9 protein-coding genes are annotated in these 17339 nt (G+C 44.0%); 2 read left to right on the plus strand and 7 right to left on the minus strand.

What is annotated here, in order from left to right:
• Positions 1–60 precede the first annotated feature (60 nt).
• The 5 genes from V7K45_RS22020 to topA all read right to left on the minus strand — a co-directional run bounded on the left by V7K45_RS22020 (position 61) and on the right by topA (position 7662).
• A complete protein-coding gene (locus V7K45_RS22020; protein WP_335007121.1) occupies positions 61–2757 on the minus strand; it encodes an HD family phosphohydrolase in 2697 nt (898 codons plus the stop codon).
• A gap of 230 nt (positions 2758–2987) precedes the next feature.
• Entirely contained in the window at positions 2988–3935 is a 948-nt protein-coding gene (locus V7K45_RS22025; RefSeq protein WP_335007122.1) for an ADP-ribosylglycohydrolase family protein, read from the minus strand.
• A gap of 60 nt (positions 3936–3995) precedes the next feature.
• Complete coding sequence (aroQ, locus tag V7K45_RS22030; protein WP_335007123.1) at positions 3996–4460, minus strand: type II 3-dehydroquinate dehydratase; 465 nt, start codon at positions 4458–4460, stop codon at positions 3996–3998.
• A gap of 7 nt (positions 4461–4467) precedes the next feature.
• Positions 4468–4608 carry a hypothetical protein gene (locus V7K45_RS22035; protein WP_012410890.1) on the minus strand — a complete coding sequence of 47 codons (141 nt, stop codon included), beginning with the start codon at positions 4606–4608 and terminating at the stop codon, positions 4468–4470.
• A gap of 402 nt (positions 4609–5010) precedes the next feature.
• Positions 5011–7662 carry a type I DNA topoisomerase gene (topA, locus tag V7K45_RS22040; RefSeq protein ID WP_335007124.1) on the minus strand — a complete coding sequence of 884 codons (2652 nt, stop codon included), beginning with the start codon at positions 7660–7662 and terminating at the stop codon, positions 5011–5013.
• A 463-nt stretch (positions 7663–8125) separates the two neighbouring features.
• Here topA and V7K45_RS22045 point away from each other — a divergent pair, with 463 nt between their 5' ends.
• Both V7K45_RS22045 and V7K45_RS22050 read left to right on the plus strand, forming a co-directional pair.
• Positions 8126–8419, plus strand: coding sequence for a hypothetical protein (locus tag V7K45_RS22045; protein WP_335007125.1), 294 nt, complete (start codon positions 8126–8128; stop codon positions 8417–8419).
• The gene (locus V7K45_RS22050; RefSeq protein WP_335007126.1) at positions 8406–9440 is read left to right on the plus strand and encodes a DUF6745 domain-containing protein; all 1035 of its coding nucleotides are present in this window, start codon (positions 8406–8408) and stop codon (positions 9438–9440) included. The genes V7K45_RS22045 and V7K45_RS22050 overlap by 14 nt, the downstream gene beginning before the upstream one ends.
• A gap of 228 nt (positions 9441–9668) precedes the next feature.
• On the opposite strand, the gene V7K45_RS22055 is transcribed toward V7K45_RS22050, so the two are convergent.
• Positions 9669–10748, minus strand: coding sequence for a hybrid sensor histidine kinase/response regulator (locus V7K45_RS22055; RefSeq protein WP_335007127.1), 1080 nt, complete (start codon positions 10746–10748; stop codon positions 9669–9671).
• Between the two features lie 12 nt (positions 10749–10760).
• Positions 10761–16529 carry a PAS domain S-box protein gene (locus V7K45_RS22060; RefSeq protein ID WP_335007128.1) on the minus strand — a complete coding sequence of 1923 codons (5769 nt, stop codon included), beginning with the start codon at positions 16527–16529 and terminating at the stop codon, positions 10761–10763.
• Between the last annotated feature and the right edge of the window lie 810 nt (positions 16530–17339).

Below are 17339 nucleotides of genomic sequence, written 5' to 3' on the forward strand. Positions count from 1 at the left end.
AAACCTTTTAACAAGATTATCAGCAGGTACGCGTAGGCGTAGCCCGTGGTGGACATCGCATTACAAATTCCGCGCAGTGCTGCTAGCTTTCAACTTCGGATAAGCAATCCGTTTGTGATGAAATTGCTGCCAAACATCTACAAATATCTGGGCAATTTGTGACATCTCTTCCCGTTTTAGTCCTGAATCTACAAGTTGATTGTCTTGCCACTTGGCACGCAGGATATTATTTAGCATTGCTAAAGCTTGTTCTGTGGAGACATCTTTAACCGATCGCTTCTCTCCCACAGATTTAGCCGATGCTTGCAGCGATCGCAGCGCCGCTTCGCAAGAATCTGCTAACATGACAATTCCGGTTTCCCGTGACTGGGGAATTGGCCCATCGTAGCGAAAATCTGCGTCGTCTACAGTTAAACTTGGATCTGACTGAGCCATTTGCTGGGCTTGATGATGGAAATAAGCAATCAGCATCGTTCCCTGATGCTCTGGAATAAAAGCTTGAATCGCTGTAGGTAAAAGGTGTTTGCGCGCCATTATCAACCCTTCAGTTACGTGCTTTTTAATAATTTCTGCACTCTTCCAAGGATCTTTAATCTCAGTATCGTGTTTATTCGGCCCCCCCATTTGATTTTCAATAAAGCCAAGAGGGTCGTGCATTTTGCCAATATCATGATATAATGTGCCAGCCCTGACTAGTTCAACATTGCATCCTAATTCTTTGGCAGCAGCTTCAGCAAGAGTAGCCACAAGCAGCGTATGTTGAAAAGTTCCCGGAGTTTCAGTAGCAAGTCGTTTTAATAAAGGGCGGTTAGGGTTCGCCAGTTCTGCTAGACGAATTGGGGTAACTAAATCAAAAACTTTTTCTAGATAAGGACTCAAACCCAAGGCGATAACACTCCAGCCTAAGCCGGATAAAGCAAATAATCCCGCTTCTTGGAAGACAATATACCAGGTTGAACCAAATACTTGACCAATTAAGATTTTAACAAGCAGGTAAATGCCACCCTGAGTTAAGGCGATCGCAACGCCTAATAAAGCCAACTCTTCACGCGATCGCAATCGTTGGGCAATATAACTACCTAATATTCCTCCCCCAACACCAGCTAAAAGCGCAGCCTTGCTGATATCCAAGCTAATGCCTAATATCGGCCACAGCAGGCCGACAACTGTCAATCCCAAAGTCGGGCCATAAAAGCTTCCCAACAATAAACCAAGGGCGCTCCAGGTGGTATAGGGCAATCCAATGACGATTACTCCTGGCACACTCAGAGTTAGCAGTAACACCAACAGGCGATCGCGTTGTCGCAATTCGTAATCGATATGGCGTTCTACCCAGACAAAAATGCCAATAGCGATCGCGATCGCGCCTCCCAACTTCACCAACTCCTGCCACTTTACCTCCCGACGAATCAGGTGATAATGCTCCAGTACCTCAAAGTCCCATGCAGTAATCTGCGCTCCTTTTTTGACAATCGCTTCACCATGCCGTACCTTCACCATCACGGGTGGCACTCCAGCCGCAGCCTTTTGAGCATTTTGTCTGGTTTGTTCTTCATCTTTTTGCAGATTCGGCTTGAGTACAGCTAACAACAGATTCTTTGCCAAAGTTTCGGCGGATTCTGGTACAAAGGTCTGTAATTGTAAACTCACCGCATCTTGCAAAATATTTTTTGGCAGTCCCTGTGGAATACCTTGGGTGAGAATCCGCTCTAGACTTTGATGGATTCCCATTTGTGTTTTTTCCCATTCCACATCTGATAAATCCAACAGTAGAGATTCTTCATATACTGCTTCGGAGGTAACAGTCTCTAACTTTAAAAGTTTGGCAGTGGCTTGGATATATCTTTGACGTGTTTGGGAAATTTCGGCAATCAGTAAAGATAAGCTTTTCTCAGGAGTTGTGAGGCGGTAAGATTCTAGTTCTGCTACAGCTTGAGTAAAATCAGTGTTTTGAGAAAAATCTACTGGCTGTGTCTTTTCTAGATTCTGGGAATCAGATTTGGATGTGATGCGTGGTTGCCGTTTCTGATTGGGTACAGCTGAGGTGGTTTGTCCGATTCTTTTCTGCTGCTGATTTTTACTATTTTCTACAGCCGATAGCAGTGCTTGCCATTCCGACTCAGAACAAGAGCGGAGGTAACGTTGGGTAGAGATGGATAAAACTACAGGATCGAAAAAAGGAAAAGCTCCAGCAACAGCGCGAATTTCGTTGCCATCATCTAGAAGTTGTTGCAAATTGTCGTTGATTTTTTCGTTGATTTGCGCATCAAGCATCAATACCTGTAAGGAGCTTGTGCTGACGGCTTTGCGCTCGGCTTCGGTTTTTTTCCGATCTTCGATGCTAGCTGTGTAAGGCGCTGTAATCGTTTGGGGCGCAGGATGTCCTACTTTGAGTTGAGTTTGATTGTATAATTTATGACCAATGATACCTGTGAGAGACACTACAGCGATCGCCAAAATCACCGAGTAACGCTGTTTATATGCCCAATCTAAACAGACTGTACAAATACTACTCTTAATGTTGACAGATTTTGCCTTTGACCTTAGCGCTCTTTCTTGTTTTCGGCGTTTGCTTTTCTCATTGGTTTTTGATAAAAACAGGAATACATTCTTGAGCATAGTCCTTAGAAGTTCCCTTCTATGGGTTTTACCTTTGGGACTTCTCATTAACTTTCCCTTACGGCGTAGTGTTTTGTACTGTCGCCGCCAGTGAGTCAATTGCTGGTTCAAGAACTGCAAAAATTTATGCATTTTCATTATCTCTACCTGCAATTGCCAACTTTGATAATTCAAAAAAAGACAATCATCAGGAAAGTTCTATTTGCGGCGTCTGCAACTCGGTGGTGGGGCTTTTTTATTGCTGATTTACCACAATAGTTAGCTACAGAATCAGTCCAAGGGTTTACTGAAAAATTCTAGTATATGAGACTAATACAACTGTGGCGGAAGTTTGCCTAGCTTTAACCCCTTATCTGGTTAATTTAAGATTAACGCGACCGAATAACGCGAGGAGCTGCGTAAACTGAAAGCAAAGCCACCTCACATCCCTCCTCTGTTAACTCTTTTGGGTTTAAGGTAAGATTATACACTCCTGACCACACCCCCACAAATGCATCGGTCAATTCTAACACTTGGGAAAAGCTAGTTAGTCCCCATACTGGAGAATCCCTCTGCAAGAGCAAGACTTGCCAATTTACGGGAATTCCACCTATCCCGTTATATGCTCCCGACAAAGCACCAGTAATTGCACCTGTAGCCTGTGAATTTAGAAGCGTAGCATCTTGCAGTTGAGAATTGCGATCGTGAGTAGCCTGTAAAACTGTCAGGCGGAAGTCTTCTAAGGTACTCAAAAAGCAGTAAAATGCCATAGCAATACTGTTACTAAGTTTTTCTTCCTTAGCAAACTCAGCTTGCGTCGTTGATAATCCAGTCCCTTGCTCTAATAAATTCTGGACTCTTAATAATTTTTTTGGGATTGATGTCGGTGTTTCTCCGATAAAAGCAACTGTTTGTGGGATAAGAGTTAGAGGATCGAGTTTTTCAGTTAGGGCAAGAGCGATCGCATATCCTACTGCTAGCGTTCCATCTCTGATTACTGGATCGTCCTCCCAGATTTTCAGCACACGCAGCAAGTTTTGCCGGAGCTTAATTGGATTTTCGTGAAAAAAGAGGGCTACTGGTAATGTGGCAATAATTATTTTTATCGAGATGTCGTCATCAGTTGCTACTAAATGAGGAAATTCTTCTTGCTGACGCTCTATCCAATCATCTAAATCTAATCTACCCAAGGCGATCAAACTCTGGATACCCAGAACCGCCATTCTGCCTAAATCTAGGGAATTCTCAAACTGTACTTTACCACCAGGAGCTAAACTTCCTCCCAGGAATGCTCCGAGTAAAGTTCCTTTAAACCGACTTATAGGAGAGTAACGCATAAATTCTCTAGTTAAAAGTAAGGAGTAAGGAGTTAATGAAATATTACTAATTCCTAACTCCTAACTCCTAACTCTTAAATGATCTATCAAAGCTTGTAAGCCCAATAAGTAACTTTGAACGCCAAAACCACTTATTTGCCCGATCGCCACTGGGGCAATATAAGAATGATGGCGAAATTCTTCCCGGCGGTAAATGTTACTTAGATGTACTTCCACTGTGGGCAAGTTAACAGCAGCGATCGCATCTCGCAAGGCCACACTTGTGTGGGTGTACGCTCCTGCATTAATCAGAATTCCCTGATGTTGCCCTAATGCACCATGAATAGTATCTACTAAAATTCCTTCATGATTTGACTGCAAAGGAAAAACTTTCGCCTGTAACTTGAATGCTTCTTCTTCTAACAGGCGGTTAATTTCAGCTAGTGTCAGCGAACCATAAATTCCTGGTTCTCGCTGTCCTAGCAAATTTAAGTTTGGCCCATGCAGTGCCAGAATACTTAAGGGTTGGAACGTCGAGTTTACCACTGTGGGGTTAATGGCGACGCCGAGAGCGATCGTTCACAGGAATCGGAATCAGTTCCGGTTCCGGTTCAGCCTCTGGCCCTAATAGGCTTTCAATTAGCCTACGAGCTAATTCCTTAAGCTTTTCCAGCACCTTTTCTATATAGTCCATGAACTGACCGCTCCTGAGATACTACCTCAATTTTTGATTAACAGGTACGCAGAAAAAAACATACTTTCGCACCTCTGGCTTCCAATCGGGCTGATACACAATCCCGCATTTGGGACATAAGCCACTTCTAAAATTTAGCGTTGTGTTTTCCCTTACTTTTTAGAGTATCACACTTGAACCTAATGAACTGTATCCTATCAAGGATGGATATCAAGGGTCAAGAGTTAAAAATCGGACTTTAGATAGACTATTGAGTAGGAATTTTAGATTTTAGATTTTGGATTCAGAGAATTTTGAGATTCATGCCTCGCCCGTTATGGGCGAAATAAATCTAAAAAACACTCCTCCATCGCTAACGCTACGCTAGCGTAAATCTAAAATCCAAAATTGTTTGACTTACCACTAGCCTTCTGTACCCTTTTTCTTTGCAGCGCTTGTTGATGATTTCGCAGTTGACTTAGATTTGGAAGTCGTTGATTTACTCGTTTTGCGAGTCGATTTTCCAGTCGATGTCTTAGCTGCCAACAAGTTCAGCGCCGCCGCCAGGGTTACATCTTCTACCGTTTGACCTTCTGGGATACTGACATTAGTTTTACCATGCTTGATGTAAGGGCCATAGGGGCCATCGTAGATGTTAATTGTTTCTCCATCTTCTGGATGCGTACCCAATTCGCGTAAGGCCGCTTTGGACTTGCTATTGGTAGAACTGCGCCCCTTTTTGGGTTCGGACAACAGTTCCAACGCACGTTCTAGGCTAATTGTCAATACATTGTCAGCAGCTTTCAGGGAGCGGTAGTCTTTCCCCTCCTTACCCTGGTCGTGAACCACATAAGGGCCAAAGCGTCCCAAACTTGCTTGGATTTTGCCGCCAGTAACTGGATGAACTCCTAATGTCCGGGGTAGTGCCAACAGACCAACAGCCATTTCCAGCGTAACGGTTTCTGGGGTGACACCTTTGAGTAGGGAGGCTTGTTTCGGTTTGGGGTTTTCGTCGGTTTTGTCACCCAATTGCACATAAGGCCCGTAAGCACCAATTTTCACATAAATTGGTTCGCCAGTTTCGGGATGGCGGCCTACCTGGTCAGGCCCTGTGATTTTTTGCCGCAGCAATACTTCTACCTGTTTGGGGTCGAGGTCAGCTGGTGTCAAGTCTTTGGGAATTGAAGCGGTGATAACTCCTTCACCATTTTCGACTTCAATATAAGGGCCATATTTACCAATGCGGACTTTGGCATCTAAATTTTCAAGTTCTACAGTCCTCGCTTTGGTGGCATCAATCTGACTTTCCTGCTCTTTTACTAGCGTTTCTAGTCCTTTGTCTCCCAGATAGAATTTCTGCAAGTAGGGCAGCCATTTCGCTTCACCTGTGGCAATATCATCGAGAGTTTGCTCCATCTTCGAGGTAAAACTAGGGTCAACGATGTCTGGGAAATGTTTTTCCAGCAAGTCGGTGACGGCAAAAGCGGTGAAGGTGGGAATGAGAGCGTTAGTCACCAAATGGGCATAACCCTTATCGATGATCGTGCCAATGATGCTGGCGTAGGTACTGGGACGACCGATACCTTCGCTTTCTAAGGTTTTCACTAAAGAAGCTTCGGTGTACCTAGCTGGCGGTTGGGTTTCGTGCCCAACTGCTTCTAGCTCTGTACAATTGGGACGATCGCCCACTTTCAGATTCGGTAAAATTACTTCCTGGTCTTCCAGTGCTGCTTCTGGGTCGTCTGAACCTTCAACGTAGGCACGTAAGTATCCGGGAAATTCAATCCGTTTGCCAGAAGAACGGAATCCAGCATCCTCGACTTGCAATTGCACGGTAATTTGAGTTTGCCGGGAATCAGCCATTTGACAAGCAACAGTCCGCTTCCAAATCAAATCGTAAACGGCAAGTTCCCGACCGCCCAAACCAGTTTCTTGGGGGGTGCGGAAGGTGCTACCGGCTGGACGAATTGCTTCGTGCGCCTCTTGTGCGCCTTTGGATTTGGTGGTGTATTGCCGGGGTTGGGGACTGAGGTATTGTTGACCGTAGAGCTTTTCTACACAACTGCGAGCAGCTGCGATCGCCTGATCTGACAAATGCACCGAATCTGTCCGCATATAGGTAATATACCCTTGCTCGTACAAATTCTGGGCAACCCGCATTGTGTCACGGGCTGAGAGACGCAGTTTCCGGTTAGATTCTTGTTGCAGTGTCGAGGTGGTGAACGGTGGCGAGGGTTTGCGCGTCACAGGGCGTTCTTCGATGTCGTTAACATTCCAGGTTTTCCCAGTTAAGCGTTCCTTGAGGGCTACCGCTTGTTCTTCGTTGAGCAACAAGACATTGCGACCTGCGGTAATTTGTCCGGTCGTTGCGTCAAAATCGCTGCCGTTAGCAATTTTGGTTCCTCCCAGTGTTACCAACTGGGCAGCAAAGGGGGTTTTTTCCTTTGACAAACTAGCTTTCAAATCCCAGTACGTGCCCTCATGGAAAGCGCGGCGTTGGCGTTCCCTAGTGACTAAAAGTCGCACAGCTACAGATTGCACCCGCCCAGCAGATAATCCCCAGGCGATTTTTTTCCATAGCAGAGGAGAAAGGGTATAGCCCACCAGTCGATCTAAAATCCGCCGGGTTTCTTGAGCGCGAACCAACTGCTCATCAATATTGCGGCAATTTTTCAGAGCTTTTTTGATCGCCTCTTGGGTAATTTCGTGAAACACCATCCGCTTAGTCGGAACTTTCGGCTTCAGTAGTTGGTATAAATGCCAACTAATGCTTTCACCTTCCCGGTCTTCGTCCGTTGCCAGAATCAGTTCATCTACATCCTTGAGGGCATCTTTGAGCTGGGTAACAATTTTCTTTTTGTCTTTCGGGACAACATATACCGGTTCAAAGTCGGCGTCCACATTTACCCCTAGCTGTGCCCATGATTCCCCTTTGACGGCAGCGGGAATTTCACTAGCCGACTGGGGTAGGTCACGCACATGACCCATAGACGCCTCCACCCGATAGCCTGCTGGCAGGTAGTTGCGAATGGTACGAGCTTTGGTTGGAGATTCGACGATGACGAGAGTTGACATGGAAATTTCAATAAAAAGAAGAGCTACTAAGCTAAACAGTCAAATTGAGGTAACTTTTACAAATTGTCAAGATAAATGGTCACGCTTAGGGCGGTGATTTAATCCTCACATAAACTGCCTGCTTGGGAGAAAATCCGCTGAACTTAATGCCCAGTCTGTCCCAGAGGATAAATGAGGGTACGCTGGGTGTGAATTACCAGCTATTTCAATCTTTAACTTATCTAACGCATAATTGGCGACTACAGTTTTCAAAATATTCAAATCGGGGCATGGGGTATGGGGAATGGGAGATGAGAAAGGAGGGGGAGCAAGGGAAGAATAATTATTGAATTGACCTATGCCCTGCCCAATGCCCAATTTCCAATTCCCAATTTTCCACTCTCATTGAGCTTGTGCCAAAATTAAATCAAATTTGAGAGCAAAAGCGAAGTGGGATTTGTACCCATGTCAGGAAAGCAAAACCATGAAACCAATTCGTCAGGGTGATGTTATCTTACTACCTGTGCAGCAGATGGAAGGACAAAAAATACCTCATTTAACTTTGGCAGAAGGCGAAGTTACGGGACATAAGCATCGCATTACTGAGGGAAATGCCGAATTATACGAGAAAGATAGCACACTCTACTTGCGTGTGTTTTCAGAGTCAGCATTGCTTGCCCATGAGGAGCATAAAGCTATTTCTATTCCCCAAGGTGACTGGATGGTGAAAATTCAACGGGAATACGAGCCTGAAGGTTGGCGATATGTCGCTGATTGAAAAGTTAACGCCTGAGCAAGAGGCTTTGATTCCAGTTTATCGGGAGAAGTGGAGAGCGATCGCACTTTCAACTGAGCGGATTGATCGTAAAAAAGCGGCGGAAGCGGTAAAAAGTGGTTATGTAGCAATTCGTCAACAAGAGCCTGAAATTGTTTTTTGTGATAGCCCGTATGCTGGTCTAAAAATTGTAATTCAGAAGCGACTAAAACATCGGTTGAACACTGAATTTCATAAGCAACTTTTGTACAAATTTAGGAATGAATTATGTAGCCAAATTGCACGGCAGCTAGAGAGTCAAATAATGGCACAACTACTTACTGTTGTGTTACCAGATTTAACTATACTAGAAGACATATTGAGAGTTGAATTCAAAACTCAACTTCAACTATCAACAAATCTTCGTAGTCCTTGGTTTAAAGCTCAGTTCTATTCAAGCGCGTGCAGTTGGGTAGATTTTTATATTTCGGTGTTAAATTGCTCTTATAACCAAATACAATGGAAAGCTTTGCAGTCGCTACTAAAGTATTGTAGCTGGATTCTGCCTTACGAAAATACTTGTATAGTATGCGATCGCCCCCTTCACCTGCGCTTCGACAATGAAAATCGCCTCCACGCTGAAGGTGAACCCGCTATTGAATTTACTGATGGATATAGCTTCTACTCCTACCACGGTGTAACTTTGCCGGAAAAATACGGTAAAATTCACCCGCAGCAATGGCAATCTCAATGGCTTTTAACAGAGCATAATGCCGAACTACGCCGAGTGTTAATTCAGGGTATTGGTTACGCCAGAATTTGCCAAGAATTACAAGCTATTGAATTAGATAATTGGCAAGAATATACGCTATTAAAAATAGATGCTGATGTTGATGAAGAAGCAATTTACTTGTTAAAAATGACTTGCCCAAGTACAGGGTTTATTCACGCCTTGCGAGTTCCACCAAATATGAATTCAGCGCGGGAAGCAATTAGCTGGGTAAATTGGGGCGTAGATCCAGAAGAATTTGGTGTGCAAACATAATTGCTTAAGAGACTTTCTCATTTAGAAATTGTTCAAGTTGATGAAAGTTTTTGATTAGTAAAAATGATGTACACGCTAACACCTGAGCAAGAGTCCTTGATTCCAGTTTATCGGCAAAAGTGGAGAGCGATCGCTAAATTTCAAGGTAATGACAATCTATTCATGTTAGATGTCACCTAAGCAGAAAGGGCATACTGTAATTCTTAAATGCAGTAACTTGAGAATTAATTATTCATTTTTGAGTAATACAGTGAAGATACTCCCATTTGGATAATTATCTTCGATGGTAATCGTACCGGAATGTGCCTCGATCGCCATTTTGCAGAAAGCCAATCCTAAACCAATTTGCGAAACTTCTGGTATCGAAGTTCCAATTTCATACTTCTCGAAAATGATTTGTCGTAACTCCAGACTTACTCCCGAACCAGAATCAGCGACTTGCACTTTTACACCACCTGCTGCTAAATACTCTCCCCGTAGGGTGACTTGAGACTTGGACGGGGAGAATTTAATGGCATTGGAGAGCAAATTATCCAGCACTCGACGAAAGATAACTGCATCTACTGCAACAATACCACCAGATTCGGGTAGTTCGCGTATCAGAGTCAGGTTCTTTTGATTAGCGATCGCTTCAACATCTGCTAATGCTGACATACACAGCGTACAAAGGTCTACTTCTGTGTAATTGAGAACCATTTTCCCAGATTCCAGCTTTGCCATGATCAGCAAGCTATCGATCAACGATTGTAGTTGTTGTCCAGCAACTAAAATTTGATCGACTTTTCCTTGATGCTGTTCAGATGACAAACCTGACAACCGCAGAATCTCTGCGCCTAAAACAATACTGGTAAGTGGATTTCGCAGATCGTGCACAATCATATTTACCATGTCTTCTCGCAGTTTTAGCAATACCTGCATATTGTCGTATTGCTGTTTAATCCGCAACATGGAATGAACTCTAGCTCGTAATTCCATACCATTGACTGGTTTACTAATGAAGTCATCTGCACCTGCCGCCAGACATCGAGCCAAATCTTCTTTATCAGTTAATGCTGTCACCATAACGATCGGTACTGCTTGCCATTGTGAATCGGCTTTGATGCGTCGGCAAACTTCCATCCCATCAAGATCGGGCATCATCACATCTAATAAAATCAGATCGGGCTGAAAACTATTGAGGCGATTTAGAGCTTGTTGACCACTAGGAGAGTAGTATAGCTGGTAGTTTTCACCATCCAGCAAGGTTTCAACAACATCAAAGTTATCAGGTTCATCATCGATTACTAAAATAGAGAGTTGACTATCCATCGAGAATTTCCGTTACCTTCCTAAAAGTTGTTGAATTGTGGTTACAAGCTGTTTAAGTTTTACGGGTTTGGTCAAATATTCGTTAGCTCCAGCTGCTAAACAAGTTTCGCGATCGCCGGGCATAGCTAACGCCGTTAGTGCAATTATTGGAATATGCACAAATTGGCGATCGTTACGGATGCGGCGGATTGCTTCTAACCCATCCATTCCTGGCATTTGAATGTCCATCACAATTAAGTCGGGGCATTGAACTCTCACAAGGTCAATAGCTTGCTGTCCATTATTTGCCAAAATGATCTGATATCCTCGACTTTCAAGATAGGCAGACATCGTATCAATATTTGGTTGATTATCTTCTGCCAGCAAAATCAAAGGAGTGTCTAGAAAGACTTCTGGCACTACAATTAGATTTTGCGAGTCAGAACGGGCAGGATTTTGTAGTTTCTCTATAGTTACCTGAAGTTGAGTGCGGGTAATGGGTTTGACCAGATATTCAAACGCTCCCTGAGCTAGTCCTTTGCTATGCTCATCCACAACTGAAATGATGATCGTTGGAATATCTTTGGTTTTTGGGTTGGTCTTGAGTTGATTTAGCACCTCCCAACCCGATAGGTTCGGTAGTTGCAGATCGAGAATGATTAGAGCAGGTTGAACTCGCAACACTTCTTCTACAGCTCCTTCACCTTGAGAATAGATAATGGATTGCATTCCCATCTCGCTGAAGTAACGAGTAATCTGATCGGCTGCCGCCACAGAATCTTCGATAATCAAAACTTGAGCATTTTCAGCAAGTAAGGGATAGCTGGGTAATGGACTAGTTACCTGCGTCCTGAGAACACGATCGCTGGTATGGTAAGGAATACGGACGGTAAAACAACTTCCTTTTCCAACTTCACTGCTAACTAAGACTGTTCCTCCATGTAGGGTAATAATCTTTTGTACCAGTGCCAAACCTAGCCCAGTGCCACTGTACTGGCGGTTAAGGCTGCTGTCAAGCTGGATAAAAGGCTGAAACAGCTTGCCAATTTCTTCAGGGGCGATACCGATGCCGGTGTCAGTGATATGGAAGCAGAGATTTAGGGAAGATGAAGGGGACAAGGAAGATAAGGCAGAATTTACTTCCCCTGCCCCTCTGCCCCTCTGCCCCTCTGCCCCCTCCAGTCGGACTTCTAGCGTTACAGATCCCCGTTCTGGTGTAAACTTGACAGCGTTACTTAACAGGTTGATCAGTACCTGACGCAGGCGGCGATCGTCTACTTGGATGCTGCCAATATTGTCATAAATATAAGTACTAAGACGAATCTTTTTTTTCAAAGCCATCTGTTTGACAAAGGCAAGGCTGGTATCACACAGGCTCCTAACAGAAACATCACTTAGTTGCAGTTCCAGTTTGCCAGATTCAATTTTAGACAAATCTAGAATGTCATTGATTAGTTCTAGTAAATGTCTGCCACTGCGCTCAATAGTGGCGATCGCTTTTGCTTGTCTTTCATTAATCGAGCCGAATACACTTTCTTGTAAGCCCTCTGACATACCCAAAATCGCATTCAGAGGTGTTCGTAACTCATGGCTCATGTTTGCGAGAAATTCATCTTTGAGGCGAGTGGCACGCGCAAGTTCCATATTTGCGTTAGCAAGCTGCTCATTCGTTTGTCGTAATTGTGCTTCGGCTTGTTTGCGTTCTGTGATATCTTCGTGAGACACCAGTACGCCAATCACCTCTCCTGCGTTATTGGTCAGGGGAACTTTATTAGTTCGTAGCCAGAGTTGTTCGCCATTAGCCCCTTCAAATGGCTCCTCATAGCCTAGTTTAGGTGTTCGAGTATTCATCACCATCATATCGTCTGCACAGTAGAGGTGTGCTAACTTGGCCCAAGGTAATTCAAAATCGCTCTTGCCGATAATTTCATCGGCTGTCAGTTGAGAATGGCGGATAAATGCTGGATTGCAGCCGATAAACCGCGATTGGCGGTCTTTCCAGAAAACACGTTGCGGAAATGTATCTAGTACAGTTTGCAGCATTTTACGTGATTCTTCCAGTTGTTGCGCGGTTTGTTTGCGATCGCGTAGTGCAGCTTGCTGTTCGCGGATATCAAATAGGGTAGTGCGGCTGTATAGATAGTTTCCCTCAGCATCCTTGACAGCAGTAGCGCTTATCAGCACTGGGAAAACTGTGCCATCTTTACAAACCATGTCAAGTTCCAAATCCTTCAACGAACCCTGCTTTTTGAAGTGAGGATAGTTTTGCGTGAAGGACAAGCGACTGGCTTGAGTGAAAAAATTTACCAAGGGTTGGTCAATCATTTCCTCACGGGTATAACCCAACCATTGCAGTTCAGTCTCGTTGACCTTGAGCAATCGGCCTTCGCCGTCGAGAGAATGATAGCCACAGGGAGCATTATTGTACAAATCTTCGACCTCATGGGCATATTTCGCCAATGCCTCTTGTGCCTTTTTCCGTTCGCTGATATCAGCGATACGGACTAGATTCATGGTGCGTCCGGCTACAGTAATCGGCTTGGCTGCAATGTTTCCCCAGAAAATTTTACCTTGAAGAGTAACATATTCAATCTCTAGGCTCCAGACACCTTTTGACTGCATATCTCTGACGATCGCATCTGTTTCGCTGGCAGTGAATGGACGCAGTTGGAGTGTCTGACCATTGATACTGACTAATTCAGCTTTGTCAACCGCCTCAAACAGTTCGACTGCCTGCCGATTGCAATCCAGGGTGAGCAGGGTTTGCGGATCGACCAGGAAAATGGCATCGGCAGATTCGTTAAAAATTGCTTCTCGCAAATCCCGATGGTGGATGAGTTCCTGTTCGGCTTGTTTGCGATCGCTAATATCATAGTTAACCCCAATCATCCGTACAAGTTCACCCTGCCGATCCCGTTTGAGAATACCGTAGCCTTTAAGGAAACGAATTTCTCCACTTGGTTGAACGATGCGGAACTCGACATTATATTCTTGATTTCCTTGGATAACTTGCTCCATAGTTTCCAGCAGATAAGGGCGATCTTCCGGGTATAGGCAGTTAAACCAAGCATCAAAAGAACCGTTAAAATCAGTTTTACTCACTCCATACAGTTCGTACATCCGATCGTCCCAAATCTGGCTTGCTTGGACGAAATCATATTCCCAAATCCCAAATCCTCCAGAACTGATGGCTATGGTTAGCCGTTCGGAGAGATGATGCAACTGTTCTTCAGCAAGTTTGCGATCGCTGATATCTGTCAGTGTGCCGATGTAGCCAATAATGGTGTCGTTGGCGTTAATTTCGGGTAGCACTTGGACATAAAACCAGTTAATGCTGCCATCTGGGCGTAGATGCCTACCCTCACTTTGATAGAATTCCCTGGGATTAACACGTTCTTGCTCAAATTTTAGAGACCATTCCCTCCCCAAACGCTCGGCGTCTTCTGGGTGCAAAGCCTGTATCCATCCCACCCCCAATGCTGCCTGTGTTGGTCTACCAGTCATCTCACTCCAGCGATCGTTAGCATAGATGCAGTTACCAACGGCATCCAGCCGGAAAATAGCTACAGGAGCCGCTTCTGCCAGATGTGCATAACGGAGTTCGCTGTCTCGAAGGGCTGTCTCTATTTGTTTTTCCTGGGTAATATCTTTGGCAATACCCAGAAAACCGATATTGTTTCCTTCTAGATCCTGGAGAATTTTTACTGACAGAAATACAGGGAACCTAGAGCCATCTTTACGAATGTAAGTCCATTCGTTTTCATAGGTGCTTCCCTCTTGAGTGACGATAGTAAAAAATTCCCTACCAGGTGCAATTTCCCTACCCAATTTCAACGAGAGTTCTGCTGCCCGTTGTTTGAGTTCCTCTGGGTCGTGAAATGTAGTTGGATTTATTTGCCGAACAACTTCATCTGCTGTGTAGCCCAACATTTTCTGAGCAGCTGCATTGAAGGTTTGGATGCCATTTGAGTTATTAGAAATAATGGCATAGTCAGTACCATCTAAAATGGCTTGCTGCAAATTAGCGATCGCTAACAATTGAGCTTCTGCCTGTTTGCGTTTTGTAATGTTAATATGGCAACCAATCATCCGCAGGGGATTGCCGTCTCGATCCCAAGCAATGACGCGACCGGAACAAATTACCCAAACGGTAGAACCATTCTTATGTCGATATCTCACCTCATTGTAAAAGGGGATTTGTCCGCGACTTTTGACGTGTTGCTCAAAAAGTTCCAGAACACCCGGTAAATCCTCTGGAAAAATCAGGCGTTGCCAGCTCTCTGGTGTATTTGGCAATTCCCAATCTTCGTAGCCTAACATCTGCTTGAAGGTTGAGCTTAAGTACTCCTGATTGCCCGGAATATCCCAGTCCCAGTAACCTGCCAGACCAACTTCAAGAATCTGCTCCAGAAGATGTAATTCAATTCGCAGCATTTGGGTCTGCCGCCGCTCCTCCTCTGAGAGCTTGCGTTCTGTAATATCTATCAGCACGCCCAGCATCCGCAGCAGTTTTCCGGTTGCGTCGTCGTAAACTCCCCGTCCTTTTGCCGATACCCAGTGAATGCTGCCATCTTGCCAGACAACACGGTATTCCACAGCATAATCGGTTTGGGTGGCGATCGCCTGCCTCAGTTGCGGTTCAACCCATTCTCGATCCTCTGGATGGACTTGATTGAGCCACTTTTCATAAGTCCAGTTCACATCACTCAGATCGGAACCAAAACAGCGAATTGCATTCTCACTAGCCAATATTTGATGGGTGATTGGGTTCCACTCCCAATAGCCAATACCAGCAAAACTCAGGGTAAGCTTGAGTTTCTCTTCGCTAGCTTTTAGGGCTGCTTCTGTCCGTTGGCGTTCTGCCAGTTCTGCGTGTAATTGCTGATATGCACCTCCCTGTTGAATGGCGATCGCTATTTGCACCGCCAGTCGATCTAACAAATCTAGTTCTACTGATTGCCAATGACGAGGCGCACTGCATTGGTGAGCAATTAATAATCCCCATAATTGCTCTTTGACCAAAATAGGTACTACCAGATTGGCTTTGACTTCAAATCTTTCTAGAAGCTGCAAATGACAATTTGTTAAACCAGCCTGATGAATATCGTCGATTGCTCGTTTTTTCCCTTGGCGATAGTCACTTCTGGCTCCCTTGTGAAAGCAGGTGTCCAGGATCTGCTTTCCCTGAGCCACTGTCCAACCAGGAAGCACTGACTCTGCGACAATTGTACCGCTCATATCCGACTGAAATTGATAGACCACTACTCGGTCTGCTTTGAGAAACTGCCGCACTTCTGTAGCTGTGGTACGCAGAATCTCTTCTAGTTTCAGAGACTGACGAATCCGTAAGGCGATCGCAGCAATCAGTTGCTGTTGTTCCCGACTTTGTTCTAACTGTCGAGTCAAATCCATCCGTTCAATGGCATGATGAATTACACCTTGAAGAACTTCAGGTGTGAGTTTTGTTTTAACTAGATAATCTTGCACACCACTTTTCATCGCACGAACAGCGATGATTTCATCCCCTTGTCCTGTTAGCATAATCACAGCAGTTTGGGTATTGCTATGACATTCCCAAAACTGCTGGATAAACTTTAGCCCATCACCATCAGGCAACGCAAAATCTAGCAAAATGATATCTGGAATCTCCTGTTGACACCATTTCAGTGCTGGCGTTCCCGTCTCAAATTCCAAAAAGCGGTAGGTATACAGGCTGTCTTGCTTCAAAAAGCGACGATATGCTTCCCGATCTTCAGCGCAATCATCAATCAGCAGGATTGTGAGGCAAGAAGGATGACTCATAAGTTAAAAATATAAACGCGATCGCGTTTCAAAAAAATTATAGCTCGATATCATCGTGTTAATAGCTTGATGTCAATCGAATCACGCTTGGACAATAAAAATATAGAACAGGCAAAATACCTGAGATATCTTTATATTGCCCATCAGCGCGATGTCTTGCTCAATCAAATCCCTTAAATTTTTTGTACTTTAATCGCTTTATGACTAGGTGTCATAAACGAGGGAGATTCGCAATTTTACCTAAACACCTCCTCAGAGCTTCAGTAAATTTGCAGTCTTCAAAATTTATCCATTAATAGCTGCCAGAATAACGCTCAAATCTCTGTTTTATAGTGATTTTTATCATCAGCTAGATTGTTTTAAAGTTTCACATTATCGATTTTATTGCCTTGTTCTGTACCCTTCTTCTAGAAAATCTCCTCTATCCTACGGACAATTTAGAGTTGCAACTCAGTATTTGTTCAGCAATTCCAAATAGCCATTCAAGTAAATACTCTCAATTTAATCAGAAAAAAAATCCTGTTTTTCATCGATTACATTTTCATTTAAATTCTGAATAATAAACATATTACAAACAATAATTGCTAGAAATTATTTGTTTGTATCCAGTTCAGTATCTTAAGAAGTTCAAGCTTAGTCCAAATTACACAAGGAGTTTTAACCTAATGTCACTAGCAGGAATAGAGCGTCGGTTACAGCATAAAATAGACTTTAAAAATGCTGTAAATCACAAATGGAATCCTGTTAATATTGTGTTGTTTCTAGTAGCTTTAATTATTCTAGGAAGCTCTAGCTTTATTATCGCCTCTT

This window comes from Nostoc sp., assembly GCF_036917375.1.
Taxonomy (GTDB): Bacteria; Cyanobacteriota; Cyanobacteriia; order Cyanobacteriales; family Nostocaceae; genus Nostoc.